This window comes from Streptomyces sp. NPDC005811, assembly GCF_040630405.1.
Lineage (GTDB): Bacteria > Actinomycetota > Actinomycetes > Streptomycetales > Streptomycetaceae > Streptomyces.
This window is the reverse complement of the sequence record NZ_JBEXXK010000027.1, coordinates 42,668-68,436: the sequence shown is the minus strand read 5'-3', so window position 1 is coordinate 68,436 and position 25,769 is coordinate 42,668. Positions and strand designations below refer to the sequence as shown.

At 71.8% G+C, this 25,769-nt stretch carries 23 protein-coding genes and 4 pseudogenes; 21 read left to right on the top strand and 6 right to left on the bottom strand.

Going from position 1 to position 25,769, the window contains the following annotated elements; genetic code table 11:
• Positions 1–96 precede the first annotated feature (96 nt).
• Positions 97–639 (bottom strand): annotated as a pseudogene (locus tag ABZ490_RS27740) (Ig family protein); the annotation flags it as partial.
• A 296-nt stretch (positions 640–935) separates the two neighbouring features.
• Between ABZ490_RS27740 and ABZ490_RS27735 the strand changes: the two are divergent.
• Together ABZ490_RS27735 and ABZ490_RS27730 are read left to right on the top strand one after the other, a co-directional pair.
• Entirely contained in the window at positions 936–1,949 is a 1,014-nt protein-coding gene (locus ABZ490_RS27735; protein ID WP_358995344.1) for a hydroxyacid dehydrogenase, read from the top strand.
• A gap of 423 nt (positions 1,950–2,372) precedes the next feature.
• Positions 2,373–2,798: pseudogene (locus ABZ490_RS27730) on the top strand (extracellular solute-binding protein); the annotation flags it as partial.
• Positions 2,799–2,833: 35 nt separating this feature from the next.
• On the opposite strand, the pseudogene ABZ490_RS27725 reads toward ABZ490_RS27730, so the two are convergent.
• A pseudogene (locus ABZ490_RS27725) lies at positions 2,834–4,062 on the bottom strand (transposase).
• Positions 4,063–4,079: 17 nt separating this feature from the next.
• Here ABZ490_RS27725 and ABZ490_RS27720 point away from each other — a divergent pair.
• The 3 genes and pseudogenes from ABZ490_RS27720 to ABZ490_RS27710 all read left to right on the top strand — a co-directional run bounded on the left by ABZ490_RS27720 (position 4,080) and on the right by ABZ490_RS27710 (position 6,085).
• Positions 4,080–4,229 carry an Arc family DNA-binding protein gene (locus ABZ490_RS27720; RefSeq protein ID WP_358995342.1) on the top strand — a complete coding sequence of 50 codons (150 nt, stop codon included), beginning with the start codon at positions 4,080–4,082 and terminating at the stop codon, positions 4,227–4,229.
• A gap of 183 nt (positions 4,230–4,412) precedes the next feature.
• Positions 4,413–4,853 (top strand): annotated as a pseudogene (locus ABZ490_RS27715) (hypothetical protein); the annotation flags it as partial.
• Between the two features lie 188 nt (positions 4,854–5,041).
• The gene (locus tag ABZ490_RS27710) at positions 5,042–6,085 is read left to right on the top strand and encodes a LacI family DNA-binding transcriptional regulator (protein WP_358995339.1); all 1,044 of its coding nucleotides are present in this window, start codon (positions 5,042–5,044) and stop codon (positions 6,083–6,085) included.
• 272 nt (positions 6,086–6,357) lie between these two features.
• Here ABZ490_RS27710 and ABZ490_RS27705 read toward each other — a convergent pair whose 3' ends face one another.
• Positions 6,358–7,266 (bottom strand): isocitrate lyase/PEP mutase family protein, encoded by a 909-nt coding sequence (locus ABZ490_RS27705; RefSeq protein ID WP_358995336.1) that lies wholly within the window; start codon positions 7,264–7,266, stop codon positions 6,358–6,360.
• Between the two features lie 122 nt (positions 7,267–7,388).
• Positions 7,389–8,048, bottom strand: coding sequence for a ThuA domain-containing protein (locus ABZ490_RS27700; RefSeq protein WP_358995333.1), 660 nt, complete (start codon positions 8,046–8,048; stop codon positions 7,389–7,391).
• Positions 8,049–8,236: 188 nt separating this feature from the next.
• On the opposite strand from ABZ490_RS27700, the gene ABZ490_RS27695 reads away from it, so the two are divergent.
• Entirely contained in the window at positions 8,237–8,869 is a 633-nt protein-coding gene (locus ABZ490_RS27695) for a VOC family protein (protein ID WP_358995330.1), read from the top strand.
• 73 nt (positions 8,870–8,942) lie between these two features.
• Positions 8,943–9,341, top strand: coding sequence for a VOC family protein (locus tag ABZ490_RS27690; protein ID WP_358995327.1), 399 nt, complete (start codon positions 8,943–8,945; stop codon positions 9,339–9,341).
• A 13-nt stretch (positions 9,342–9,354) separates the two neighbouring features.
• On the opposite strand, the gene ABZ490_RS27685 is transcribed toward ABZ490_RS27690, so the two are convergent.
• Together ABZ490_RS27685 and ABZ490_RS27680 are read right to left on the bottom strand one after the other, a co-directional pair.
• A complete protein-coding gene (locus tag ABZ490_RS27685; protein WP_358995324.1) occupies positions 9,355–10,038 on the bottom strand; it encodes a helix-turn-helix domain-containing protein in 684 nt (227 codons plus the stop codon).
• A 78-nt stretch (positions 10,039–10,116) separates the two neighbouring features.
• Positions 10,117–11,298, bottom strand: coding sequence for a YihY/virulence factor BrkB family protein (locus ABZ490_RS27680; RefSeq protein WP_358995321.1), 1,182 nt, complete (start codon positions 11,296–11,298; stop codon positions 10,117–10,119).
• Between the two features lie 122 nt (positions 11,299–11,420).
• Between ABZ490_RS27680 and ABZ490_RS27675 the strand changes: the two genes are divergently transcribed.
• From ABZ490_RS27675 to ABZ490_RS27610, 14 genes are all read left to right on the top strand, one after another.
• Entirely contained in the window at positions 11,421–13,055 is a 1,635-nt protein-coding gene (locus tag ABZ490_RS27675; protein ID WP_358995318.1) for an acyl-CoA dehydrogenase family protein, read from the top strand.
• A gap of 311 nt (positions 13,056–13,366) precedes the next feature.
• Entirely contained in the window at positions 13,367–14,665 is a 1,299-nt protein-coding gene (locus tag ABZ490_RS27670; RefSeq protein WP_358995315.1) for a GAF domain-containing protein, read from the top strand.
• A 244-nt stretch (positions 14,666–14,909) separates the two neighbouring features.
• Complete coding sequence (locus ABZ490_RS27665) at positions 14,910–16,238, top strand: hypothetical protein (protein WP_358995312.1); 1,329 nt, start codon at positions 14,910–14,912, stop codon at positions 16,236–16,238.
• 105 nt (positions 16,239–16,343) lie between these two features.
• Positions 16,344–16,916 carry a GNAT family N-acetyltransferase gene (locus tag ABZ490_RS27660; protein WP_358995309.1) on the top strand — a complete coding sequence of 191 codons (573 nt, stop codon included), beginning with the start codon at positions 16,344–16,346 and terminating at the stop codon, positions 16,914–16,916.
• A gap of 151 nt (positions 16,917–17,067) precedes the next feature.
• Positions 17,068–17,151, top strand: a complete 84-nt coding sequence (locus ABZ490_RS27655) for a putative leader peptide (protein ID WP_309500612.1) — start codon at positions 17,068–17,070, stop codon at positions 17,149–17,151.
• Positions 17,152–17,297: 146 nt separating this feature from the next.
• A complete protein-coding gene (locus ABZ490_RS27650) occupies positions 17,298–18,995 on the top strand; it encodes a nitrite/sulfite reductase (protein ID WP_358995306.1) in 1,698 nt (565 codons plus the stop codon).
• Entirely contained in the window at positions 18,992–19,171 is a 180-nt protein-coding gene (locus tag ABZ490_RS27645) for a hypothetical protein (protein WP_055637400.1), read from the top strand. Before ABZ490_RS27650 ends, ABZ490_RS27645 begins: the two co-directional genes overlap by 4 nt.
• The gene (locus ABZ490_RS27640; RefSeq protein WP_358995302.1) at positions 19,168–19,878 is read left to right on the top strand and encodes a phosphoadenylyl-sulfate reductase; all 711 of its coding nucleotides are present in this window, start codon (positions 19,168–19,170) and stop codon (positions 19,876–19,878) included. The genes ABZ490_RS27645 and ABZ490_RS27640 overlap by 4 nt, the downstream gene beginning before the upstream one ends.
• Before the next feature lie 44 nt (positions 19,879–19,922).
• Positions 19,923–20,459 (top strand): adenylyl-sulfate kinase, encoded by a 537-nt coding sequence (gene cysC / locus ABZ490_RS27635; RefSeq protein WP_358995299.1) that lies wholly within the window; start codon positions 19,923–19,925, stop codon positions 20,457–20,459.
• Positions 20,456–21,391, top strand: coding sequence for a sulfate adenylyltransferase subunit CysD (cysD, locus tag ABZ490_RS27630; protein WP_358995296.1), 936 nt, complete (start codon positions 20,456–20,458; stop codon positions 21,389–21,391). The genes cysC and cysD overlap by 4 nt, the downstream gene beginning before the upstream one ends.
• 2 nt (positions 21,392–21,393) lie before the next feature.
• A complete protein-coding gene (locus tag ABZ490_RS27625; RefSeq protein ID WP_358995294.1) occupies positions 21,394–22,728 on the top strand; it encodes a GTP-binding protein in 1,335 nt (444 codons plus the stop codon).
• Between the two features lie 235 nt (positions 22,729–22,963).
• On the top strand, positions 22,964–24,082 hold the full coding sequence (locus tag ABZ490_RS27620; protein ID WP_358995291.1) for an aliphatic sulfonate ABC transporter substrate-binding protein: 1,119 nt from the start codon (positions 22,964–22,966) through the stop codon (positions 24,080–24,082).
• A gap of 11 nt (positions 24,083–24,093) precedes the next feature.
• Positions 24,094–24,897, top strand: coding sequence for an ABC transporter ATP-binding protein (locus ABZ490_RS27615; RefSeq protein ID WP_358995288.1), 804 nt, complete (start codon positions 24,094–24,096; stop codon positions 24,895–24,897).
• On the top strand, positions 24,884–25,762 hold the full coding sequence (locus tag ABZ490_RS27610) for an ABC transporter permease (RefSeq protein ID WP_358995285.1): 879 nt from the start codon (positions 24,884–24,886) through the stop codon (positions 25,760–25,762). Before ABZ490_RS27615 ends, ABZ490_RS27610 begins: the two co-directional genes overlap by 14 nt.
• The last annotated feature ends 7 nt before the right edge of the window (positions 25,763–25,769 follow it).

Sequence of the window (25,769 nt, the reverse complement as noted above, 5' to 3'; positions counted from 1 at the left end):
ATCGTGGTGCCGGTGGTGGGGGTGAGGGTGGGGGGGATGTGCGGCTCATGGGTGTGGGCTCCCATCGTGGGGGGGACCCGTGGGGGATCCCCGTTTCTACGGCGTGGTGACGACCACCTCGCCGAACCGTGCGGTGCCGAGGGCCGTCTGGTCTCGGGAGCAGACCACCAGGCCCACGTGGTAGGGGGCGTCACCGAAGGTGGGGACCGTTCCCTGGGCGAGGGGGGTCCAGGTGGCGCCGTCGTCGGTGGAGACGGAGGCGGCGAAGGCGGTCCCGGTGCGCTGCAGCCGCAGGAGGAGGGGGAGTTGCTGCACCGTGGCCGTCCCGGAGAAGACCGAGGCTCCGGCCACCGTCGGCCGCAGCATGAGCTGGGCGCCGGTGCCGCCGGTGACGATCACTCCGGCCGCCTGGTCGAAGGGCGACAGGGACTTGGTCATCAACAGCCCGATCCGGTCGGCGGTCGCGCCTTCACGGGAGAGCAGCCGGGCGGTGATCTCGCTGTCACCGGTGACGGTCCGGCGCACGAACTGCCCGGTCATGCCTTGTGAGTTGACGTTGAGATCGACACCGGCGCCCTGGACGACGAAGGTGCCGTCCTCGTAGGTGGCGCTGCCGGGGGTGAGGACGGCGACGACACCGCTCCACGAAGAAGGTAATGGGCGACCGGCCGGCTCACACCCTGCGACCGCCCGCGTTGCGCCGCCCGCGCCCCCCGCCCTCCCTCCGCTCCAGAAACAGGTTTCGCCACCCCCGCCCCCGAGCGACACACCTCCCGCCCGAGCCGCCAACAAGACCTGCTGGAAAGCCATTTGCCGCAGAAACAGCCCGAAGGATTTCCGGCGGAGTGATCAGTCCGACCGATTGACCATGCCTCCAGGGCGGACCTACCGTAGAAGCGCTTCCAGAAAACGTTTCCCACGGACTCAGGAGAGTCATGCCCAGCGCCCAGCTGCCCAGGGCCGTGTTCGCCATGGATCCGGTGCACCTCCCCCTGCTGTTCCCCGCCCCGCTCCTGGCCCGGTTGCGGCGGACGGCCGAGATCGATCCCGCCCTCGTCGTAAGGGACTTCGCCGACCCGGCCGCCGCGTCTGCGCTGGCCGGCGCGGACGTACTGATCACCGGCTGGGGCTGCCCCCACCTCGACACGGAGGCGCTCACCGCGCTCCCCCGGCTGCGCTCGGTCCTGCACGCCGCCGGTTCCGTGCGCTCGCTGATCGGCGAGGCCCTGTGGGAACGCGGGGTGACGGTCTCCAGCGCGGTGACCGGCAACGCCGTACCGGTCGCCGAGTACACGCTCGCGATGATCCTGCTCGCGGGGAAGGGCGCCTTCGTCCAGCGTGAGCGCTACCGCCGCACCCACGCCCAGCCCACCCCCGCCGAGATGTCCGTCATCGGCAACCTCGGCCGCCGGATCGGGGTCATCGGTGCCTCCCGGGTGGGCCGCAAGCTGCTCGAACTACTGCGCCCGTACGACCTCGAGGTCATCCTCCACGACCCGTACGTGGACGTGTCCGAGGCCGCCGCGCTCGGCGCCCGGCTCGTCTCCCTGGAGGACCTGCTGCGGCACAGCGACATCGTCAGCCTGCACGCCCCGGACATCCCCGAGACGCATCACATGCTGGACCGGTCCCGTCTCGCCCTGATCCACGACGGCGGCGTGCTGATCAACACCTCCCGGGGTGCCCTCGTCGACCATGTGGCGCTCACCGACGAACTCGTCTCCGGCCGACTGCATGCGGTCCTGGACGTCACCGACCCCGAACCACTGCCCGCCGACTCCCCCCTGTACCGGCTCCCCAACGCCTTTCTGACGCCCCACATCGCCGGCTCCCTGGGCAACGAGCTGGAGCGGCTGGGGCTCATCGTGGTGGAGGAGCTGGAGCGCCTGGCCGACGACCTGCCCCTGGCTCACGAGGTACACCGCGCGGACCTGGCCCGGGTGGCCTGACCGGGGCGCGGCAATGGCGTGAAGGCAACAGGCCGGGGCGCCACGCGCGCGTGGGCGCGGGGCCAGACCTGTCGGCCCACTGCGTGGACGCAGGGAGGACTGTCCCGTCGACCCGCAGGCGTGGGCGGGGGAGGCAGGCTCGTCGGCCCGCCGCGCCGGCCCAGGAAGGCCAGGAAGGCCAGACCTGACGGCCCTGCCACGCAGACGCAGGAAGGGCGCGGCCTCGTCCACCCGCAAGCGTGGGCACGGGGAAAGCAGGCTTGTCTCGGCCCACCGTCCAGGCTCAGGGGAGGCAAGGCCTGTCCGCCCGCCGCCGGCCCTCCTGCCCGCGCGTGGCGCCGACGCGGGCCCCGGCCCGGTCCGGGGCCGCACCCTCACGGAGGGACGATCGTCAGGCGACCTGAGGCCACGGCCTAAAGCACCCAGGTGCAGGGCAAGGTCTACGGCGTGCCCACCAGCGCGGCACCGGCCTTCACCATCTACCGCACCGACGTCTTCAAGAAGTACGGCCTGGAGCCGCCGGCGACCTGGGGCGACTTTGTCGCCGCGGGCAAGGTGCTGAAGAAGCACGGCATCCACATCACGAACTACGCTGGTGAGGACCTCAGCACCCTGGAGGTGCTCGCCATGCATGCGGGCGCCCACTGGTACACCATCGACGGCAACGCGTGGAAGGTGGACTTCCAGGACGCGGGCAGCCTGAAGGCCGCCGACGTGATCCAGCAGATCATCGAGAACGACCTCAACTCGAAGCTATCCTTCGCCGATTACGCGGCTCTCCAGCGCAACTACGACGACGCCGACACCGTCACCCGGCAGATCTCCACCTGGCAGATGGGCGGCATGTTGAATCCTCCCCCTCGTGAACGACGGGGATTCCTGGCTCAGGCCGCCTCCTGGAGCAGCGCTCCGGGAGGTCTTACGCCCTCAACACCAGCCGGGTTGAGACCAGCCCGGACGAGCATCACACGGGCGGAGTTCTTGTCTCTCGGCGAGACGGCTGCGCACGCGGTGCAGGTGTAGGTACGTTCCGACAGCGGCAGTGCATGCTTGGCTCTCGCTCCGCAGTGCGCGCAGTCCATGGTGGTGTGTGCGGGGTGCACGAGTCGGACATCCCGCCCGTGCTTACGGCCCATCTCGGTCAGAGCCTTCTTGGTGGCGCCGATCGCAGCGTCGGCTGCCTTGCGGGCCATCGAGGACTTGGCGAGGAACTTCGGGCGGAAGTCCTCCACCGCGATCGCGTCATGCTCGCGGACGACCTTCTTGGCCCACTTGAGGCCGGTGTCCTCACGTTGCCGGGCAGCCTTCTTGTACGCCTTCGCGCGCAGCTTCTTGGCCTCGCGGTAGCCCTTCGAGCCGGGCTGCCCCTTGGCGGGTCTGCGGCGGGCCATCATCCGGTCGTACCGCGACAGCTTCGCCTGGGCTTTCTTGCCGTGCTCGGCGTGCGGGAGGTCGTGGGCGTCCGAGGTGGTGGTGGCGGTCTCCTTCACGCCCCAGTCGACACCGATCACCGCGCCCGTCCCGGGCAACGGCTGGATCTCGGCAGGGACGACGAACGAGGCGTACCAGTGGCCGACGCTGTCCCGGTACACCCGCACCGAGGAGGGTTCGGCGGGTAGGTCCCGCGACCACACGACCGTCAGCACGATGTTGCCCGCCAGGTGCAGGAGGCCGTCCTTCAGCCGGAAGCCGCTCTTCGTGTAGTTCAGGCTCGGGTCGGCCTCACGCTTCTTCTTCCACCTGGGCATCCCGGCCCGCTGCGGCTGGGGCAGACGGTCCCCATGTCCTTGTGCGCCTTCGCACGGGACTTGCCGAAGTCGCGGATGATCTGCTGCTGCGGAACCGACGAGCCCGCCCGCAGCCACGGAGTACGGGTGCGGGCCTCCGTCAGCATTTTGTCGAGCTGCGCGGGACCGCACGTCCTCTTGTCCTCGCCCTCGGGCCGGTGCCGGTTCCAGGCGTACGTGGACTTGGACTTGGCAACGCACTCGTTCCACACCCACCGGCACCGGCCCCACTCGGCTTCCAGGGCGGTGCGGGCGGTGGACGACACACGCAGTCGGTAGGTCCACCGGGCGTGCCCGGTCTCCTCTGCTGCGCATGATGTCATCATGCGGCTACCGTAGCATCATGATTCGTTTCGCGTTGCGCATCCCCGAAGACCTCCATGCCCGACTGACCGCGCAGGCCGCTGCGGACCGGCGGTCCATCAACTCCGAGATCCTGCACCTCATCGAGGTCGCCCTCAACGCCATTGAGGCGGACGACGAATCGCCCTGACGGCGACTCTTCTACCCCTGCCCCGCTACGCAGGAAGCCGGATTCCTCCCCGGCCTGAGGGCCGGGGCAACCTCCGGGCACCAGGTGAACAGCTTCACCAAGTCCTTCGGCCAGTGGGCGCTGTAGCCGTGGCCGACGTACCCGGGCGAGGCAGCCAAGACACCCGCGGGCACCAACCAGAGTGCCAACATCAACCTGGTCACCTCGCAGTGCACGCCCGGCGAGCCGCAGCGCGGCCAGCAGTGGCAGGGCGGGGGCCGGACCGTGCTGAGCCTCGTGGAACGGGACGAGACGGGGACACGGCAGGTCGCGGTCGTAGATGTCGACGTGAGCACGCCGGTCATGCTGGGGGTGACCGTGGAAGGCGCGGAGGCGCGTTTCTGGTACGCACGGGAAGCACAGGACGGGCGGGAGGGGCGGGAGGAGCAGGACGGGTGGGAGGGGCGGGACGCGGTGCGCACGCCGGTCGGACCGCCGCTGGACTGCGCCCGGCTGTCCGACGACCACGGCGGCCGGCTGCGCTTCACGGGCACGCCGGCCGGTGTGCACGTAAGGGATCTCGTCGACGCGGCGTTCACGGCGGACTTCCGTGACTTCCGGCTGACGTGCACGGAGGCCGACTGACTCCGCGCGCGTCTCCAGCTTTCGAAAGTTGCGGCCCCAGGACCCCGCGCCCTCCGGCGTCTTCACCTCTCGCCGCCCCGCGCCTAGGATAGCAAGCGCTTTCTGCGAGCCGCCTGTTCGGATCGGCTCCGAAAGGGCGCTGGTCGAGCTTTCGCTGGCCCTCGGGCGGGCCGGAGAGGTGGTTCCCCATGGTGCGCACGGCGAGTGCGAGCGCGACGGCCGGACCGACGCTGGCGGTCGTGGCCCGCGAGGCGGGGGTGTCCGTACCCACCGCGTCCAAGGTGGTCAACGGGCGGGAGGACGTCGCACCCGAGACCAGACGCCGGGTCACGGAGGCGCTGGACCGGCTCGGCTATGTGCGCAGACCGCGCTTCGACGCCTCGAAGCCGCCCCGGCTGGTCGATCTGGTCGTGCACTCGCTGGAGAGTTCCTGGTCGGGGGCGGTGCTGCACGGGGTGGAGGAGGCCGCGCACGACGCGGGGCTGGACGTGGTGGTCTCGGCGGCGCTGTCCCGGACCCGGGCCGGCCGCCCGCAGCGGGGCTGGCTGGACAAGCTGACCGTGCGCGGTTCGGCCGGAGTGCTGTTCAATCTGGCCGAGTTGACGGACTCCCAGTACGCGTGGCTGGCACAGCACCGTACGCCGTTCGTGCTGATCGATCCGGCGGTGGAGCCGCCGTCGGACGTGGTGTCGGTGGGCGCGGCGAACTGGCAGGGCGGGGTGACGGCGACCGAGCATCTGCTGGCACTCGGTCATGAGCGGATCGCCGTGATCGCCGGGCCGCGCCGGAAGATGTGCAGCAGCGCGCGGGTCGCGGGGTACCGTTCGGCGCTGGCGGCGGCGGGGCTGACGCAGCGCGCCGAGTATGTGCGCAACGGCGGTTTCGACGAGTCCACCGCGCACCGCCGGATGCGGGAGCTCCTCGATCTGCCCGAGCCGCCGACGGCGGTCTTCGTGTGCTCCGACGCGATGGCCCTCGGGGTCTACCAGGCCGTGCTGGAACGGGGGTTGAGGATCCCGTACGACATCAGTGTGGTCGGGTTCGACGATCTGCCGGAGTCCCGCTGGACGACCCCCGCCCTGACCACCGTCCGTCAGCCGCTGGCGGAGATGGCGGCGACGGCGCTGCGGCTGCTGGTACGGATGATGGACGGCGAGCGCCCGGAGGGCACCCGGACGGAGTTGTCGACGCGGCTGGTGGAACGGGCGAGCACGGCTCCGCCGCCGCACTGAGAGAGGTGTCCGGCGCGGTGTCGGGCGCGGGAGGGGTCGGGCCGGCCGGTGACGATCACCCGCAGGGCCCACTCCACCTCGGCCGCCTCGCCGGCCCGCAACAGCGCGCCCTCCGCCGCCGGTTCGGGGACCAGGCGGACACCGGCCCGCTCCCCGAGGGGGATCGAGGTCGGCGGCGAGGTCCTCGGGTCATGGCACCACCGGCCGGAGCAGCCGTTCCCACCATGGAGCGCCCCGCTCAGACCTCCGACTCGGCCGGCCGCCGTGTCCCGTCACTCCGGCCCGGAGTGGCCGTGGGCGTGGGCGTGCTCGACGGCCGTGGGCGTGGGCGTCTGTGGGGTGCGGCTGCGGGCGATGTTGCGTTCCAGCAGGCGGGTCGCCGTGCCGACGCCGACGCCGTCGGGGTCGCTCCTCGTCTCGGGCAGCCGGCCGTCCGCGCGGCGGAGGTCGGCGAGCGCGGCGTGCATCGCCTCGTGGGCGGCGAACAGGCAGGGGGTGCTGTAGATGGCGACGTCCACGCCGAGGGCGGCGAGTTCGCCGAGGGAGAGACGGGGGGACTTGCCGCCCGCGATCTGGTTGAACAGCAGCGGCTTGCCGCCGGTGACGGCCCGGATGCGGCGGATCCGGTCGACGCTGCGGACGCCGTCGACGAGGACCACGTCCGCGTCGGTGGCGGCGAGGGTCTCCGCGCGGTGCAGGATGTCGTGCTCGTCGGTGGCGTCCGTGCGGGCCACGACGAGCAGGTCACGGCGGGTGGCGAGGACCATCTCCAGCTTGGCGAGGTACTCCTCCAGGGGCAGCACCTGTTTGCCGTCGGCGTGGCCGCAGCGGCGGGGCCGTTTCTGGTCCTCCAGGACGACCCCGGAGGCGCCGATCCTTTCGAGTCCCTCCACCACATGGCAGGCGACCTCGGGGTCGACATAGCCGTCGTCGATGTCGACCAGCAGATGATGGCCGGGGAACGCGCCGCGCAGCCGCTGGACGAACGCCATCATGTCGGGCCAGGCGATGAAGCCGATGTCGGGCAGTCCGTAGTAGGAGGCGGCGAAGCCGAACCCGGAGACGAACATCCCGTCGTAGTGCTGCGCGGCGATCGACGCCGAGTACATGTCGTACACGCCGATCAGCGGGGTGGTCCCCGGTGCGGCGATCCGCTCCCGCAGCTTGGTCCCGTAAGTCAACGTCCGGCTCCTCCTGACCGTTCCTGCCCACCGGACAGGAGGATCTCCGGCGGGCCGGGGCGGACCGTTCCCGGCGCGGGGGTCACTCACCCCGATGGCGGAGGCGGTTCACCGCAGAAACGTCACTGGGCGTCGCGGCCCACCCGGGCCGCCCAGGCGATCCCGCCCCGCAGATGGGCCAGGAAGTCGGGGTCGCGGTAGGCCTCGGAGGCATGGCCGAGGGCGGTGTAGAAGACCCGGCCCGCGCCTTCCTCGCGGCACCAGACCAGGGGGTGGTCGGCGCCCATCCCGCCGCCCTCGTACGAGGACTCGTCGGCGCCGGCGAGGACGCGGACCCGGCCGCGGGGGTTGGTGCGGAAGTCGTACCACTCGTCGGTGAAGTCCCAGACGGTGGGCAGGTGCCGGGTGGCGGGGTGGTCGTGGTCCTCGACGACGGCCTTGCCGGGCTGGTGGGCGGGGTGGCGGGCGAAGCGGGCGCCGAGGAGTTCGCCGTAGTACGGCCAGTCGTACTCGGTGCAGGCCGCCGCGTGCACACCGACGAAGCCGCCCCCCGCGCCGACGTACGCGGTGAGGCGTTCGCGTCCGGCGGGGGTGAGGACCTCGCCGCTGGTGGAGAGGAAGACCACGGCCGCGTACCCGTCCAGCGGGGCCTCCAGGGCCGCCGGGTCCTCGCTGTGGTCGGCGGTGAAGCCGTCCAGGGCCCGTACGGCGGTGACGGCGTCCGGGATGGAGTCGTGGCGGTAGGCGGTGGTGCGGGTGTACACGAGCAGGCGGGCGTTCATGACACCGAGCCTATGACCGTGGGCGGCGGTGTCCCAGAGAGATCGTCGAGCGAAACTTTCCGTCGTGGTGGCCGGGGGTGCCGTCGTGCTCCGGGGGGCGGGTCGCCGCGTTCCACGGGTGCGCCGCCCGCGGGGGCGTTCCACGGGCGCGGGCGTTCTCGGCGGCCGGGCGCGTAGGCTCGGCCGGGATGAACACCATTCCTGCACGTCTCGACCACATCGTCCTCGCGACCCCCGAACTGGCGGCGACGGTCGCGGAGTTCACCCGGCGCACGGGAGTGGCGCCCGCGCCGGGCGGGGTGCATCCGGAGCACGGCACCCGCAACCATCTGGTGGGGCTGGGCGGTGGCGCGTATCTGGAGATCCTCGGCCCCGACCCGGAGCGGCCGGCACCGGCGGGTCCGCGCCCGTTCGGCGTGGACGGTCTCGACCGGGCGCGGGTCCTCACCTGGGCGATCGGCCCGGCGGACCTGGACGCGACGGTCGCGGCGGCCCGGGCCCGGGGCTACGACCCGGGTGACGTACGGGAGATGAGCCGGCGGCGGCCCGACGGCACGCTGCTGCGGTGGCGGCTGACCGACGGCGGCCGCCCGCACCCGTCGGGTCTGGTGCCGTTCCTCATCGACTGGGGTACGGCGCCGCACCCGTCGGCGTCCGGGCTGCCGGTGACCCCGCTGCGGGAGCTGACCGCCACGGCGCCCGACCCCGAGGAGCTGCGCCCGCTGCTGGCGGTCCTCGGCACGGACCTGTGCGTCGGCGAGGGCCCGGCGGCGTTCTCCTTCACGGTGGACAGCCCGAACGGGCCGGTGCGTTTCGGCTGACGCGGGGCGCCGGCCCGTTCGGGCTGTCCGTTTCCTTCAAGACCGGCCGTCCGGCCGCGCCTACGGTGGCCGTATGAGTACACGATTCGATGCCATCGGGCTGGTGGTCTCCGACATGGCCGCCTCCGTCGCCTTCTACCGCCGGCTGGGGTTCGCCTTCCCCGACGGTGCCGAGCGGGAGCCGCACACCGAGGCGGAGCTGCCGGGCGGGCTGCGGCTGCTGCTGGACACCGAGGAGACCGTGCGGTCCTTCCATCCGGGCTGGCGTGCGCCGTCCGGGGGCGGCCGGGCCTCGCTCGCGCTGCGCTGCGACGGACCGGCCGCGGTCGACGCGGTGTACGAGGAGCTGGTGGGCGCCGGCTGTCACGGTGAGCTGAAGCCCTGGGACGCGTTCTGGGGCCAGCGGTACGCCGTCGTGCACGATCCCGACGGCAACGGCGTCGATCTGTTCGCGCCGCTGCCCGAGCGGTAGGCGGCCGGGGCGCTCAGCGCTGCCGCAGCAGGAGACCGCTCAGCGTGGTGCCGGTGAACTCCCTTACGTCACGGGCGAGATGGGCCTGGTCGGCGTATCCGGCGCGGGCCGCGGTGTCCGCGTACGGCATTCCGGCGCGGGCGAGGTCCAGGGCGCGCCGCAGCCGCAGGATCCGGGCGAGGGTCTTGGGGCCGTAGCCGAAGGCGTCGAGGGAGCGGCGGTGCAGCCGCCGGGCGCCGAGGCCGAGCGCGTCGGCGGTGGCGGCGACGGAGCGGCCCTCGGCGAGCGCGGTGACGAGCCGGCGCAGTGCGGGGTCGGGCGGCGCGGCCCGCTCCAGGGCCAGGTCCTCCAGGGCCGTGGCGGGGTCGGGGGCGGCGGCGACGCGGGCGGTCAGACGCCGTACGCGGGCCGCGGGCCACAGGTCGGCCAGGTCCACGCGGCGGTCGCGCAGCGTGTGGGCCGGTACGCCGAGCAGGGCGGGCGCGGTGCCGGGGTAGAAGCGGACGCCGGCCCAGGCCGTGGGCGGTCCGCCGGGGACGTGGGCGCGGGTGTCGGGGCCGGCGACCAGCAGGCGGCCGTCGTTCCACAGCAGGTCCATGCAGCCGTCGGGCAGGACGGGGAGCGCGTCGGCTCCGGGCACGGGAGCGTTCGTCCAGACCACCGCGCCGGCCAGCCGGGAGGGCCGTTCCTGGTACACGTGGGCCAGGCTACGCCGCCCCTGCCGTGGGTCACCCGGGGTCACGCACGACCGCGGGGCGTCACCGGACCCCCGCGCTCACTTCCCGTTCTCCCCCGGCTCCTCCCCGTGGGTGCCCGTCGTGCCGTTCGGCTTCGGGGAGGTCTTGGCGTGGGTGCGCAGCCGGGCGGTGACGTCGTCGGGGGGCAGGAAGCGGGACCAGCGTTCGGGGAACTCGGAGGGCATGTCGGGGTCGTCGGGGTCGTCGTCGTGGGTGCGGGCGGCGGCCATGCGGGCGACGTACTCGGCGGCCTCCTCCTCGCGGATGCGTTCGTTGGTGGCGCGGGCGGCGGCGGTCGCGGCGGCGGGCCAGACCCGGTCGATGGCGGCGTTGACGGCGGCGCCGACCAGCACGGCGAAGGCGGACACGCCGATCCAGAGCATGACGGCGACCGCGGCGGCGAGGGAGCCGTAGATGGAGGCGCCCTCGATGGTGTGGGTGAGGTAGATGCGCAGCAGGAAGCTGCCGAGGACCCACATGGCGAGGGCGACGAGTGCGCCGGGGACGTCCTCGATCCACGGGGAGCGCACGGGCACGGACACGTGGTAGAGCGTGGTCAGGAAGGCCACGGACAGGACGATCACCACGGGCCAGTACAGGATCTGGACGAGGGTGGTCGACCAGGGCACGATCCGGACGACGGCGTCGGGTCCGGCCACCATGAGGGGCAGGGCGACGGAGCCGATCAGCAGGGCGGCGAGGAACAGCAGGAACGCCACCAGCCGGGTCTTGACGATCCCGCGGACGCCGTCGAGGCCGTACATGACGGTGATGGTGTCGATGAAGACGTTGACGGCGCGGGAGCCGGACCACAGGGCGAACAGGAAGCCTATGGAGATGACGTCGGGGCGGCCGCCCTTCATGACGTCGTCGAGGATCGGCTGGGCGATCTGGGCGACGCCCTTGTCGGAGAGGACCGTGCGGGACGCTTCGAGGAGGTTGCTCTCCAGGCTGCTGATGGAGTCGGTGCCGGTCCAGTCGTCGACGTAGCCGAGCAGGCCGATGAGGCTGAGCAGCAGGGGCGGCACGGACAGCAGGGTGAAGAACGCGGCCTCGGCGGCGAGGCCGAGGATGCGGTACTCGATGCAGGAGTTGACGGTGTCCTTCAACAGCAGCCAGGCGGTCCGGCGCTTGGAGACGTTCCGGTAGAGGGCACGCGCCCGGTGGAGGCGTCCCGTGGGGCCTCCGGGTTGCTCGGGTGTCTGACTTGCTGGCTGCACGCCCTAAAGGTATCCGCCGTTCGGGTCTGCACTCACCTCCGGCAAGGCCACATCGCCTGGTCGGGGCGCGGCGCGCGGGTCCGGGTCGGCGTCGGGGGCGTACCCGGGGGTAGGTTCGCGGTATGGCAGGCAGCACGCACACCGTGACCAATCAGCCCCCCGAACTGAGCGGGTACGACGTCTACGGCGCCGACCGGGCCCTGGTGTCGGCCGTGGCGCGGCATCTGGATCCCGCGCTGGTGGAGGAGGCGCACGGCGAGCTGTCCGGGCTGGGGCGGGCCGCAGGGTCGGAGCAGCTGCGGGAGTGGGCGGTGCAGGCGGACACGCATCCGCCGAGGCTGCGCACGCACGACCGGTTCGGGCACCGGGTGGACGAGGTCGACTTCCATCCGGCGTGGCACCGGCTGCTGGGCAAGGGGGTGGGCGCCGGGTTGACGGCGGCGTGGACGCGGCCGGGCGGGCATGTGCGGCGGGCGGCGGCGTTCGTGGTGTGGACGCAGGTGGAGGCGGGCACCTGCTGTCCGCTGTCGATGACGCACGCGGCGGTGCCGGCGCTGCGGACGGATCCGGAGCTGGCCGCCGTGTGGGAGCCCCTGCTGACGTCCCAGGTCTACGACCGTGGTCTGCGGCCCGCGCGGCTGAAGGCGGGGGCGCTGTTCGGGATGGGGATGACGGAGAAGCAGGGCGGCAGCGACGTCCGGGCGAACACGACGCGGGCGGTGCCGCTGGCGGAGGCGGGGACGTATGCGCTGACGGGGCACAAGTGGTTCTGTTCGGCGCCGATGTCGGACGGTTTCCTGGTGCTGGCGCAGGCTCCGGAGGGTCTGACGTGCTTCCTGGTGCCGCGGGCGCTGGAGGACGGGGGCCGCAACGTGTTCCGGCTCCAGCGGCTGAAGGACAAGCTGGGCAACCGGTCGAACGCGTCGGCGGAGGTGGAGTTCGACGGGACGTGGGCGCGCCGGGTCGGGGAGGAGGGGCGGGGGGTGCGCACGATCATCGACATGGTGGCGGCGACCCGGGTGGACTGTGTGCTGGGGTCGGCGGGGCTGATGCGGCAGGCGGTGGCGCAGGCGGTGCATCACTGCACCTACCGTGAGGCGTTCGGGGGGCGGCTTCTCGACAAGCCGCTGATGCGCAACGTGCTGGCGGATCTGGCGGTGGAGTCGGAGGCGGCGACGACGCTGGGGCTGCGGCTGGCGGCGGCCTGTGACGACGGGGGCGAGCAGGAGCGGGCGTTCCTGCGGATCGCGGTGCCTGCGGCGAAGTACTGGGTGACCAAGCGCTGTGCGCCGCTGGTGGTGGAGGCGGCGGAGTGTCTGGGCGGCAACGGGTACGTGGAGGAGTCGGGGCTGCCGCGGCTGGTGCGGGAGTCGCCGCTGAACTCGGTGTGGGAGGGCGCGGGCAATGTGCAGGCGCTCGATGTGCTGCGGGCGTTGCAGCGGGAGCCGGGGGCGCTGGACGCGTATCTGCGGGAGGTGGGGCGGGCGCGCCGGGCGGATCACCGGCTGGACGGGGCGATCAAGGGGCTGCTGACGGAGTTGGCCGATCTGCACGGGGTGGAGGCGCGGGCGCGGCGGCTGGCGGAGCGGTTCGCGCTGGTGCTCCAGGGGGCGCTGCTGGTGCAGTTCGCGCCGCCGGAGGTGGCGGACGCGTTCTGTGCGTCGCGGCTCGGCGGGGACGGGGGTGCGGCGTTCGGGACGCTGCCGCACACTCTTCCGCTGGCGGCCCTGGTGGAGCGGGCCGCGCCCGGGGTCTGAGCTGGGCGGACAGGTGCGGGGGTGGTGCTGCGCCGACACGGCACCACCCCCGCGGCTTTGGCCCTGCGAGGCCAGAATCGCCGCTCTGGGCGGCGTGCCTCAAGTTTCGGACACGGTGTGGATGTTCACCAGGGTTGCAAGGGGTTGCAACATGTGGGCGGTTGTGACCGGAGTGCACCCCTCCGGCCGGGGTGGGCGGCAAGATGGGGGCCTCCGGTACGACTGGAAACAGTCGGTCGGAGACCGTCGGCCGGAAACGGCCGGTCGGTGACTGTCGGTCGAAATCGCTCCGTGTCCCCCGGGAGGCTCCTGTGGCCCACTCGCCGATGAACGTGTCCCGGCTCGCGGCCGTCGACGCCGCGCGGGCGGCGCGGGTGCTCAACGAGGTGCGGGACGCGCGGCTGGCCGGCCGGCGGGCGCGGGTGGCGCCGCGTCCGGTGATCGAGCAGTCCTGGGAGCGGATGCTGCGCGGCGGGGTGGATCCGGAGCACGGTTTCCCGCCGGGCACGCTGGGCGCGGACGAAGTGCGGCGGCTGCGGGAGGAGTCGCCGCTGCGGGAGGTGCTCCCGGTGCTGCGCGAGGGGCTGTTGTCGGTGGCGGACGTGGCGCAGCACATCATGGTGGTCGCCGACGAGGCGGGCCGGGTGCTGTGGCGGGAGGGCTGTGCGCCGGTGCTGCGCCGGGCGGACGGGCTGGGGCTGGAGCCGGGCGCGGACTGGGGCGAGGGGGTGGTCGGCACCAACGGGGTGGGCACTCCGGCGGTGGTGCGGCGGCCGGTGCAGGTGTTCGCCGGTGAGCATTTCGTACGGTCGCACGGGAGCTGGACGTGTGCGGGGGCGCCGATCTGCGATCCGCGCAACGGGCGGCTGCTCGGGGTGGTCGATGTCAGCGGGCCGCTGGAGACGATGCATCCGGCGACGCTGGCGTGGGTGGAGTCGGTGGCCAAGCTCGCGGAGGCGCGGCTGCGGGAGGCGCACGTGGGGTCGCTGGAGCGGCTGCGGGCGGTGGCGGCGCCGGTGCTGGCCCGGTTGGGCGGCCGGGCGGCGGTGGTGGACGGGGACGGCTGGACGGCGGCGGTGAGCGGGATGCCGTACACGGGGCGGATCGCGCTGCCGAAGTCGCCGTCGGCGGGGCGGCGGTGGCTGCCGGCGCTGGGGCTGTGCACGCTGGAGCCGCTGGCCGGGGGCTGGTTGGTGCGGTCGGTGGACGAGGCGGGCGGGCGGGTGCCGGGGGACGCGACCCGGATCGTGCTGGATGTGAGCCGGGCGCGGCGCTGGTCGGTGACGGTGTCGGGCGGTGCGGGCACCTGGTCGCACGAACTCAGCCCGCGGCACGCGGAGTTGCTGTATCTGCTGGCGGTGCACCGGGGTGGGCGCAGTGCGTCGGGGCTGGCGGAGGACATGTTCGGCGATCCGGCGCGGACGGTGACGGTGCGGGCCGAGATGTCGCGGGTACGGCGGTATCTGGGGGGTTTCCTGGAACACCGGCCGTATCGTTTCTGCGAGGAGGCGGAGGTCGAGGTGCTCCGGCCGGCCGACCGGGCGGGGCTGTTGCCGCACTCGACGGCGCCCGCGGTCCTGCGGGACCGGTCCGGCCCGGGCACCGCGTGACGGTGCGTCGGATGGCACCGGATGCCAGGAGTGCGCCGTTGACGCCCGTCCGGCACACGCGCTGTGGCAAACGGGTTCCGCACTGTAGCCGGAATGCTGCACCCGGTGGCATCTTCCGCATATTTGCGAGGTCTTCGTCCGGGACGGCCCCCCTCTGCCGTAGCATCCCTCTACGGGTCACCCCACCTGCTCCTCGGTCAACGTACGGATCATCAGGCGCAGTTGGCCCGCCTCGGGAGGACGAATGAGACATCGCGGCCGACATCGCCGACATAGGCGGGGCAGAGCGGCACGGGCGTTCCTGGCCGGGACCGCTCTCGCCCTCACCGCCGCCGCCACCATGATCAGCGCCTCCCAGGCCACGGTCACCGACGACGGCCCCGGAGCCCTGAAGCCGCTGGCCGCGAGCGCGGAGACCGCCCTGCCGGGGCTGACGCGGGACATGGTGCCGCAGGCCGATCTGAACCGGCTGGCGGGCGCGATGGGCGAGCCGGTCGGGGTGGGCACCGTGCTCGCCCACGCGGACGGCGCGCTGCGCGACGCGGACGACTGTTCCACGGCCGAACGCGCGGACCTCCCGGTCTCCCCCGCGGCCACCCGGGCGTACTGCTGGAACGGCGGCGACACCGAGGGCTGGGAGCCGGGCGCGGTCACCACCTCGGGCGACGCGGACGACGACGGCGTCTGGGGCAGCAACCGGGTCGTGCTCTCCGCCTGGTCGGACACCGGCGGCACCCCGGACGACCAGGGCCTGGCCCGGGTCGCGTTCGTCGACGCCAACGACCTCGGCCGGCTCTCGTACACCTGGGTGCTGCTGGCCGTGCCGGTGGACGGCGGCCGGGACTACCGGGGGCTGGTCTCCCATGTCTCCGGGATGGTCTGGTACCAGGACAAGCTGCTGGTCACCGCCGACGACGGGGACAGGGCCGCGCTGTACGTGTACGACATGAACCGTGTCCAGCGCGCCGACGTCATCGGCGAGGCGGTCGGCCGCACCGACGGCGGCTGGTCGGCGCACGGCTACCGGTTCGTCCTGCCGGCCGTCGGCTCCTACCGGCTCGACGGCACGGACGCCCCGCGGCCCACGACGATCTCCCTCGACCGCAGCACCGCCCCGGACACGCTGGTCGCCGGCGAGTGGACCCTCGACGGCGGCGACCGGGTCGCCCGGCTGTGGCGCTATCCGTTCAACACGGCCGCCGGCCACACGGGCCTGCTCGCCGACGGCGCCGACGGACGCGCGCGGGTGTCGGAGGCGTACGAGACGAAGCTCACCGGTGTGCGGGGCGTGCTGTCGTACGGCGGCGCCTGGTACGTCAGCCGGGCGGCCGGGGCCGGCGAGCGGCACGGGACGCTGTGGCGGCAGACCGCCGCCGAGAAGGACGGGGCGCGGGCCGCGGAGTGCGGCACCGCCGGGTCGCACCACTGCTGGAGCACCCGCACGGAGTCCCTCTCCTACTGGGCGGAGACCGGCGAGGTGTGGGCCCAGTCCGGCCGCGTGCTGTTCGCCACACCCCTGTCCACGCTCGCGAGCACGGCCACGGACCACCCGGCGGGCATGCAGGCCCAGTAAGAGGCGGAACGGCGGGGCACGGGAGGAGGAATCCGGGCCCCGTCCGACCGGCCGGCCCGTGGACCGCGATCGACAGACCCTCCGCCGCGATGATTCCCTGGCCGCATGACCAACATCCCCGTGACCACCTGGTCCCTGGAGCAGACCGCCCCGACCGATCTCCTGCCGGCCGCCGCGCCGGAGGGTGACGTCCGGATCGTCCGCGCCGAGGTGCCCTCGCCCGAGTTCAGCCGCTTCCTCTACGCCTCCGTCGGCGGCGACATCCGCTGGATCGACCGGCTGGGCTGGCCGTACGCACGCTGGGCCGAGCATCTGGCGCGCCCGGGGGTCGAGACCTGGGTCGCCCACGACCACGGCACGCCCGCCGGGTACGTGGAGCTGGAGCCCCAGGACGACGGGGTCGTGGAGATCGTGTACTTCGGGCTGATCCCCGCCTTCCGGGGGCGGCGGATCGGCGGGCACCTGCTGTCGTACGGGGCCGCCCGCGCCTGGGACCTCGGGGACCGCTGGCCGGGCCTGCCGCAGACCAAGCGGGTGTGGGTGCACACCTGCAGCCTGGACGGCGAGCACGCCATGGCGAACTACCAGCGACGGGGTTTCCAGCTGTTCGACACCAAGGTGGAGGAACAGCCCGAGGTGTCCGCGCCGGGCCCCTGGCCTGGTGCGCAGGCCGGCTGACCGGGCCGTGCATACCGGTTCTGACCTGCGGGGACAAGGGGCCGTGCGCGCCATGTGATCGAGGACACCCGCGTCTCATATCTCGGGACAAGGGTGTCCACATGGCGGATAAAGCTGGACTGTGTCCAGATCGCCGTGCCACGCTTCCGTCATGTCTGGAACTGGAATTGCCTTGGTGAGTCGGCGGCACGTCGACCTCGGCCGCATGTCCAGCGCCATCTGTCCGGCGGGCTGACAGCACAGCGCCGCCGCGTCTCCTGAGCCAGCCTTCCCTCGGTTTCCCCTGCCTTGCCCCTGCGCAACGACGCGCACATATCCCCCCATGCGCCCGTACGCGCAGGTCAGAGCCGCTTTCCGCCTGTCCCGAAGGACGTATTCACGATGGCCGCCACCCCACAGAACCCTGCCGCCTCCGCGCCCCGCCGCAAGGTGAGCCGTCACCGCGGTGAGGGGCAGTGGGCCATGGGGCACCACACCCCGCTCAACGGCAACGAGCAGTTCAAGAAGGACGACGACGGTCTCAATGTGCGGACACGCATTGAGACGATCTACTCCAAGCGCGGCTTCGACTCGATCGACCCCAACGACCTGCGCGGCCGGATGCGCTGGTGGGGGCTGTACACCCAGCGCAAGCCCGGGATCGACGGCGGCAAGACCGCGATCCTGGAGCCGGAGGAGCTGGACGACAAGTACTTCATGCTGCGGGTGCGCATCGACGGCGGCCGGCTGACCACACAGCAGCTGCGGGTGATCGGTGAGATCTCGCAGGAGTTCGCCCGGGGCAGCGCGGACATCACCGACCGGCAGAACATCCAGCTGCACTGGATCCGCATCGAGGACGTCCCGGAGATCTGGAACCGGCTGGAGGCCGTCGGCCTGTCCACCACCGAGGCCTGCGGCGACTGCCCGCGTGTCGTGATCGGCTCGCCGGTCGCCGGCATCGCCGAGGACGAGATCATCGACGGCACCTGGGCGATCGACGAGATCCAGCGGCGGTACATCGGCAGCAAGGAGTTCTCCAACCTGCCGCGCAAGTTCAAGTCGGCGATCTCCGGCTCGCCGCTCCTCGACGTGGTGCACGAGATCAACGACATCGCCTTCGTCGGCGTGGAGCACCCCGAGCACGGCCCCGGCTTCGACCTGTGGGTCGGCGGCGGCCTGTCCACCAACCCCAAGATCGGCGTCCGGCTCGGCGCCTGGGTGCCGCTGGACGAAGTCCCGGACGTGTGGGCCGGCGTGATCGGCATCTTCCGCGACTACGGCTACCGCCGGCTGCGCAACCGCGCCCGGCTGAAGTTCCTGGTCGCCGACTGGGGCCCGGAGAAGTTCCGCCAGGTGCTCCAGGACGAGTACCTGAAGCGCACGCTCGTGGACGGCCCCGCGCCCGCCGAGCCCACCTCGCGCTGGCGCGACCACGTCGGCGTGCACCGCCAGCAGGACGGCAACTTCTACGTCGGTTTCGCCCCGCGCGTCGGCCGGGTGGACGGCGCCACCCTGGCGAAGATCGCCGACCTCGCCGAGGCCCATGGCTCGGGCCGGGTGCGGACCACCGTCGAGCAGAAGATGATCATCCTCGATGTGGTGGAGGACCAGGTCGAGTCGCTGGTCGAGGCGCTCCAGGCGCTGGACCTGACCGCGAAGCCGTCCTCGTTCCGGCGCGGCACCATGGCCTGCACCGGCATCGAGTACTGCAAGCTCGCCATCGTCGAGACCAAGCAGCGCGGCTCCTCCCTGATCGACGAGCTGGAGCGGCGGCTCCCGGACTTCGACGAGCCGCTGACCATCAACCTCAACGGCTGCCCGAACGCCTGCGCCCGTATCCAGGTCGCGGACATCGGTCTCAAGGGCCAGCTGGTCCTCGACGACGACGGCCAGCAGGTCGAGGGCTACCAGGTGCACCTGGGCGGCGCCCTGGGCCTCGAGGCCGGCTTCGGCCGCAAGGTCCGCGGCCTCAAGGTGACCTCCGAGGAGCTTCCCGACTACGTCGAGCGGGTACTCAAGCGCTTCCAGGCGGAGCGCGAGGACGGCGAGCGGTTCGCCGCCTGGGCGGCGCGGGCCGGCGAGGAGGCCCTCTCATGAGCGAGCGGGCCGCCCCCTTCCACTGCCCCTACTGCGGCGACGAGGACCTGCGACCGAACGAGCAAGGTCACGGCGCGTGGGAATGCGCGGCATGCAACCGCGCATTCCAGCTGAAGTTCCTCGGGCTGCTCGCCCGGGGCGTTCAGCGCACCGACACGGGAGGGGACCGGATATGACGACGGTTCAGGAAGGCCGTACGACCGAGGAGTTGAAGGCGCTCGCCGAGCAGGCGGGCCGTGACCTGGAGGACGCCTCCGCCCTGGAGATCCTCCAGTGGGCGGTGGACACCTTCGGCAAGGGCTTCTGTGTGACCTCCTCCATGGAGGACGCGGTGGTCGCCCATCTGGCGTCCCGGGTCCTCAAGGGCGTGGACGTGGTGTTCCTCGACACCGGCTACCACTTCCCGGAGACCATCGGCACCCGCGACGCGGTCGAGGCCGTGATGGACGTCAACGTCATCACGCTCACCCCGCGCCAGACCGTCGCCGAGCAGGACGCCGAGTACGGGCCGAAGTTGCACGACCGCGACCCCGACCTGTGCTGCAAGCTGCGCAAGGTGCGGCCGCTGGAGGAAGGGCTCGCGGGATACCAGGCCTGGGCCACCGGCCTGCGGCGCGACGAGTCCCCGACCCGGGCGAACACCCCGGTCGTCGGCTGGGACGAGAAGCGGCAGAAGGTCAAGATCTCGCCGATCGCCCGTTGGACGCAGGATGACGTCGATGCGTACATCACCGAGCACGGCGTACTGTCCAACCCCCTGCTGATGGACGGCTACGCCTCCGTCGGCTGCGCCCCCTGCACCCGCCGGGTCCTGGAGGGCGAGGACGCACGCGCCGGCCGCTGGGCGGGACGCGCCAAGACCGAGTGCGGACTGCACGGCTGATCCCCATGACCGTGCCCACTGTGCCTACGACATTGGAGAACCACGTGACGACCGGAGCCACCGTCTGGCTCACGGGTCTGCCGAGTGCCGGCAAGACCACCATCGCGTACGAGCTGGCCGGCCGGCTGCGCGAGGAGGGCCACCGCGTCGAGGTGCTCGACGGCGACGAGATCCGCGAGTTCATCTCCGCGGGCCTCGGCTTCAGCCGCGAGGACCGGCACACCAATGTGCAGCGCATCGGCTTCCTCGCGGAACTGCTCGCCCGCAACGGCGTGAAGGCGCTCGTGCCGGTGATCGCGCCGTACGCGGACAGCCGGGAGGCGGTACGCAAGCGCCACCAGGAGGGTGGGGCCGCGTACCTGGAGGTGCATGTGGCGACTCCGGTCGAGGTGTGCTCCGTACGCGATGTGAAGGGCCTGTACGCCAAGCAGGCGGCGGGCGAGCTGAGCGGGCTGACCGGCGTCGACGACCCGTACGAGTCGCCCGAGTCGCCCGATCTGCGGATCGAGTCCCAGAACCAGACCGTGCAGGAGTCCGCGGCGTCGGTGTACGCGCTGCTCAGCGAGAGGGGTTTGGTGTGACGACCGTCGCCACGGCCGAGGAGGGCACGGCCAGTCCGTACGCCCTCAGCCACCTGGACGCGCTGGAGTCCGAGGCGGTGCACATCTTCCGCGAGGTCGCGGGCGAGTTCGAGAACCCGGTGATCCTCTTCTCCGGCGGCAAGGACTCCATCCTCATGCTGCACCTCGCGCTGAAGGCGTTCGCCCCGGCCGGGATCCCCTTCTCGCTGCTGCACGTCGACACCGGGCACAACTTCCCCGAGGTCATCGACTACCGCGACCGCGTCGTCGCCGAGCACGGGCTGCGGCTGCATGTCGCGTCCGTGCAGGACTACATCGACCGCGGGGTGCTGCGCGAGCGGCCCGACGGGACCCGCAACCCGCTCCAGACCCTCCCCCTCACCGAGAAGATCCAGGCGGAGAAGTTCGACGCCGTCTTCGGCGGCGGACGCCGCGACGAGGAGAAGGCACGCGCGAAGGAGCGGGTGTTCTCGCTCCGCGACGAGTTCTCCCAGTGGGACCCCCGCCGGCAGCGCCCCGAGCTGTGGAACCTGTACAACGGCCGCCACGCCCCCGGCGAGCACGTCCGCGTCTTCCCCCTGTCCAACTGGACCGAGCTGGACGTCTGGCAGTACATCGCCCGCGAGGACATCGAACTGCCCGACATCTACTTCGCGCACGAGCGGGAGGTGTTCCAGCGGTCCGGGATGTGGCTGACCGCCGGTGAGTGGGGCGGGCCCAAGGACGGCGAGACCGTCGAGAAGCGCCTCGTGCGCTACCGGACCGTCGGTGACATGTCCTGCACCGGTGCCGTCGACTCCGACGCGGTGACCCTGGACCAGGTCATCACCGAGATCGCCGCCTCCCGGCTCACCGAGCGCGGCGCCACCCGCGCCGACGACAAGATGTCCGAGGCCGCGATGGAAGACCGCAAGCGCGAGGGGTACTTCTAATCATGAGCACGATCACCGCCGAGGAGCTCTCGGCCACCACCCTGCTGCGGTTCGCCACCGCCGGCTCCGTCGACGACGGCAAGTCCACCCTCGTCGGCCGGCTGCTGCACGACTCCAAGTCGGTCCTCACCGACCAGCTGGAGGCCGTGGAGCGCGCCTCGGCCGGCCGCGGCCAGGAGGGCCCGGACCTCGCCCTCCTCACCGACGGGCTGCGGGCCGAGCGCGAGCAGGGCATCACCATCGACGTGGCCTACCGCTACTTCGCCACGACGAAGCGCCGGTTCATCCTCGCCGACACCCCGGGCCATGTGCAGTACACCCGCAACATGGTCACCGGCGCCTCCACGGCCGAGCTGACGGTGATCCTGGTCGACGCCCGCAACGGCGTCGTCGAGCAGACCCGCCGGCACGCGGCGATCGCGGCCCTGCTGCGCGTCCCACACGTCGTCCTCGCCGTCAACAAGATGGACCTGGTCGACTACCGGGAGTCCGTGTTCGCCTCGATCGCCGAGGAGTTCACGGCGTACGCGACCGAGCTGGGCGTCCCGGAGGTCACCGCGATCCCGATCTCCGCGCTCGCCGGCGACAACGTGGTGGAGCCCTCCGCCACCATGGACTGGTACGGCGGCCCGACGGTCCTGGAACACCTGGAGACCGTCCCCGTCAGCCACGACCTGGCGCACTGCCACGCCCGGCTGCCCGTGCAGTACGTGATCCGGCCGCAGACCGCCGAGCACCCCGACTACCGGGGCTACGCGGGCCAGATCGCCGCCGGCACCTTCCGGGTGGGCGACCCGGTCACGATTCTGCCGTCCGGCCGCACCTCCACGATCTCCGGGATCGACCTGCTGGGCGCACCGGTGGACGTGGCGTGGACGACGCAGTCGGTGACCGTGCTGCTCGCCGACGACATCGACGTCTCGCGCGGCGATCTGATCGTGCCCAGCAAGGACGCGCCCGCGACCACGCAGGACGTGGAGGCGACCGTCTGCCATGTGGCCGACCAGCCGCTGACCGTCGGTCACCGGGTGCTGATCAAGCACGGCACCCGCACGGTCAAGGCGATCGTCAAGGACATCCCGTCCCGGCTCACGCTCGACGACCTGTCCCTGCACCCGCACCCGGGACAGCTCGCCGCCAACGACATCGGCCGGGTGAAGATCCGCACCGCGGAGCCGCTGCCGGTGGACTCCTACGCGGATTCGCGCCGTACGGGTTCGTTCATCCTGATCGACCCGGCGGACGGCACCACGCTGACCGCCGGCATGGTCGGCGAGTCGTTCGCCTCCCCCGAGCCCGTCAAGGACGAGTCCGACGACGACGGTTGGGACTTCTGATCATGAATTCCACGGATTTCTACGGGTCGTTCGCGAAGGAGGGCGGCCGGGTCGGCAGCGGCGCCCTCGGCAGCGGACAGGGCGGAGTGGCGCGATGTGTGCGCTGACGTACGCGCACTGCCTGCGCGCCCCGTCCCCCCACCCGACGTCCCGGAAGCGACGAAGACCCTTTGCCGATCACCCGGCCACGACCTGAAAGACCGTGACCGCCGGGCCAACGAGAGGAACCCCTCCCGTGCCTGTCAACCGCTCCACGCTTCTTCGCCGCGGCCTCGCCGCCGCAGCCGCTCTCCCCCTCCTCACCCTCGCCGCCTGCGGCTACGGGTCCGAGGCCAAGGACACCAACAAGAACGAGAAGGTCGCCGCCGGGGCGGAGAAGATCGACGGACTCGACACCGTCAAGATCGGTTACTTCGGCAACCTGACCCACGCGACCGCGCTCGTCGGCCGTGAGCAGGGCATCTTCCAGAAGGCGCTCGGCGCGACGAAGGCCTCCTACGCCACCTTCAACGCCGGCCCCTCGGAGATCGAGGCGCTGAACGCCGGGTCCATCGACATCGGCTGGATCGGCCCCTCCCCCTCGATCAACGGCTACACCAAGTCCGACGGCAAGTCCCTGCGGATCATCGGCGGTTCGGCCTCCGGCGGCGTGAAGCTCGTCGTCAACCCGGACAAGGTCAAGTCCCTCAAGGACATCAAGGGCAAGAAGATCGCCACGCCTCAGCTCGGCAACACGCAGGACGTGGCGTTCCTCAACTGGATCGCGGACCAGGGCTGGAAGGTCGACGCGCAGAGCGGCAAGGGCGACGTCACCGTCGTCCGCAGCGACAACAAGGTGACCCCGGACGCCTTCAAGGCGGGCTCGATCGACGGGGCGTGGGTGCCGGAACCGACCGCGTCGAAGCTGGTCGCCGAGGGCGGCAAGGTACTCCTCGACGAGTCGACGCTGTGGCCCGACCAGAAGTTCGTGATCACGAACATCATCGTGTCGCAGAAGTTCCTCACCGAGCACCCGAAGGTCGTCGAGGCCGTGCTGAAGGGCTCGGTCGACACCAACAAGTGGATCAACGCCAACCCGGACGAGGCGAAGGCGGCGGCGAACAAGCAGCTGGAGGCGGACTCCGGCAAGGCGCTGCCGGCGGACGTGCTGGACCCGGCGTGGAAGTCGATCCAGTTCATCAACGACCCGCTGGCCTCCACCCTCAGCACCGAGGCGGAGCACGCCGTCAAGGCGGGTCTGCTGGAGAAGCCCGACCTCAAGGGCATCTACGACCTGTCGATCCTGAACAAGGTCCTCAAGGCCGAGGGTGAGACCGCGGTCGACGACGCCGGTCTCGGCGTGAGCGGCAGCTGACCGGAGTCCCGATGAGTTCCCAGGAGGTGACGACCATGAGCACGACCCTCGCCAAGGCCGCCGAAACGGTGGAGTACGCGGCACGCCTCGATCAGGTATCGAAGTCCTTCGCGGGACCGGGCGGGCAGCAGCTCGTCCTGGACGACATCACCCTCGATGTCGCACCGGGCGAGTTCGTCACCCTCCTGGGGGCCTCGGGCTGTGGCAAGTCGACGCTGCTGAACCTGGTGGCCGGGCTCGACCGGCCCACCGCCGGGTCCATCACGACCGACGGCCGTCCGGCGCTGATGTTCCAGGAGCACGCCCTGTTCCCCTGGCTCACCGCCGGCAAGAACATCGAACTCGCCCTGAAGCTCAGGGGAGTCGCCAAGAACGACCGGCGCGGCCGCGCCGAGGAGCTGCTCGAACTCGTCCGGCTGAAGGGCGCGTACGACAAGCGGGTGCACGAGCTGTCCGGCGGTATGCGCCAGCGGGTGGCGATGGCCCGGGCGCTCGCCCAGGAGAGCCAGCTGCTGCTGATGGACGAGCCGTTCGCGGCGCTGGACGCCATCACCCGGGACGTGCTCCACGACGAGCTGACCCGGATCTGGACGGAGACGGGCCTGTCGGTCCTGTTCGTCACGCACAACGTGCGCGAGGCGGTGCGGCTCGCCCAGCGGGTGATCCTGCTGTCGTCCCGGCCCGGCCGGATCGCCCGCGAGTGGGTGGTCGACATCCCGCAGCCGCGCCGTATCGAGGACGCCCCCGTGGCGGAACTGTCCCTGGAAATCACCGATGTCCTGCGTGGGGAGATCCGCCGTCATGGCCAGCACTGAGACGAAGTCCGCCGACTCCGGGAGCGTCGAGGCCGGTCTCGACGCGCTGGACGGAGTCACCGCCGCCGGCCGGACGCCGTTCGCGCGGACCTTCGTGGACAAGATCCTGCCGCCGGTCCTGGCGACCGTGCTGCTGCTGGTCGTCTGGCAGATCGCCTTCAAGGTGGTCGACGACCCGACCAAGCTGGTGGCGCCCGGGGACGTCTGGCAGACGCTCAAGACGGCCTGGCTCGAGGGCAAGCTGCTGGGCTACATCTGGACCAGCGTCTCGCGCGGTCTGCTCGGCTTCCTCTTCGCGCTCGCCATCGGCACCCCGCTGGGGCTGCTGGTGGCGCGGGTGAAGTTCGTCCGGGCGGCGATCGGTCCGATCCTCTCCGGGCTCCAGTCCCTGCCGTCGGTGGCGTGGGTGCCGCCGGCCGTGCTGTGGCTGGGTCTGAACAACTCGATGATGTACGCGGTGATCCTGCTCGGCGCGGTCCCCTCGATCGCCAACGGGCTGGTGTCCGGCGTCGACCAGGTGCCGCCGCTGTTCCTGCGGGCCGGCCGCACCATGGGCGCGACGGGCGTCAAGGGCACGGTGTACATCACGCTGCCGGCCGCGCTGCCGGGCTATGTGGCCGGTCTGAAGCAGGGCTGGGCGTTCTCGTGGCGGTCGCTGATGGCGGCGGAGATCATCGCCTCCTTCCCCGACCTCGGCGTGGGCCTCGGCCAGCTCCTGGAGAACGGCCGCAACGCCAGCGACATGGGGATGGTGTTCGAGGCGATCCTGCTCATCCTGTTCGTCGGCATCGCCATCGACCTGCTGATCTTCAGCCCGCTGGAGCGGTGGGTGCTGCGCAGCCGCGGTCTGCTGGTGAAGGGCTGATCCTCAG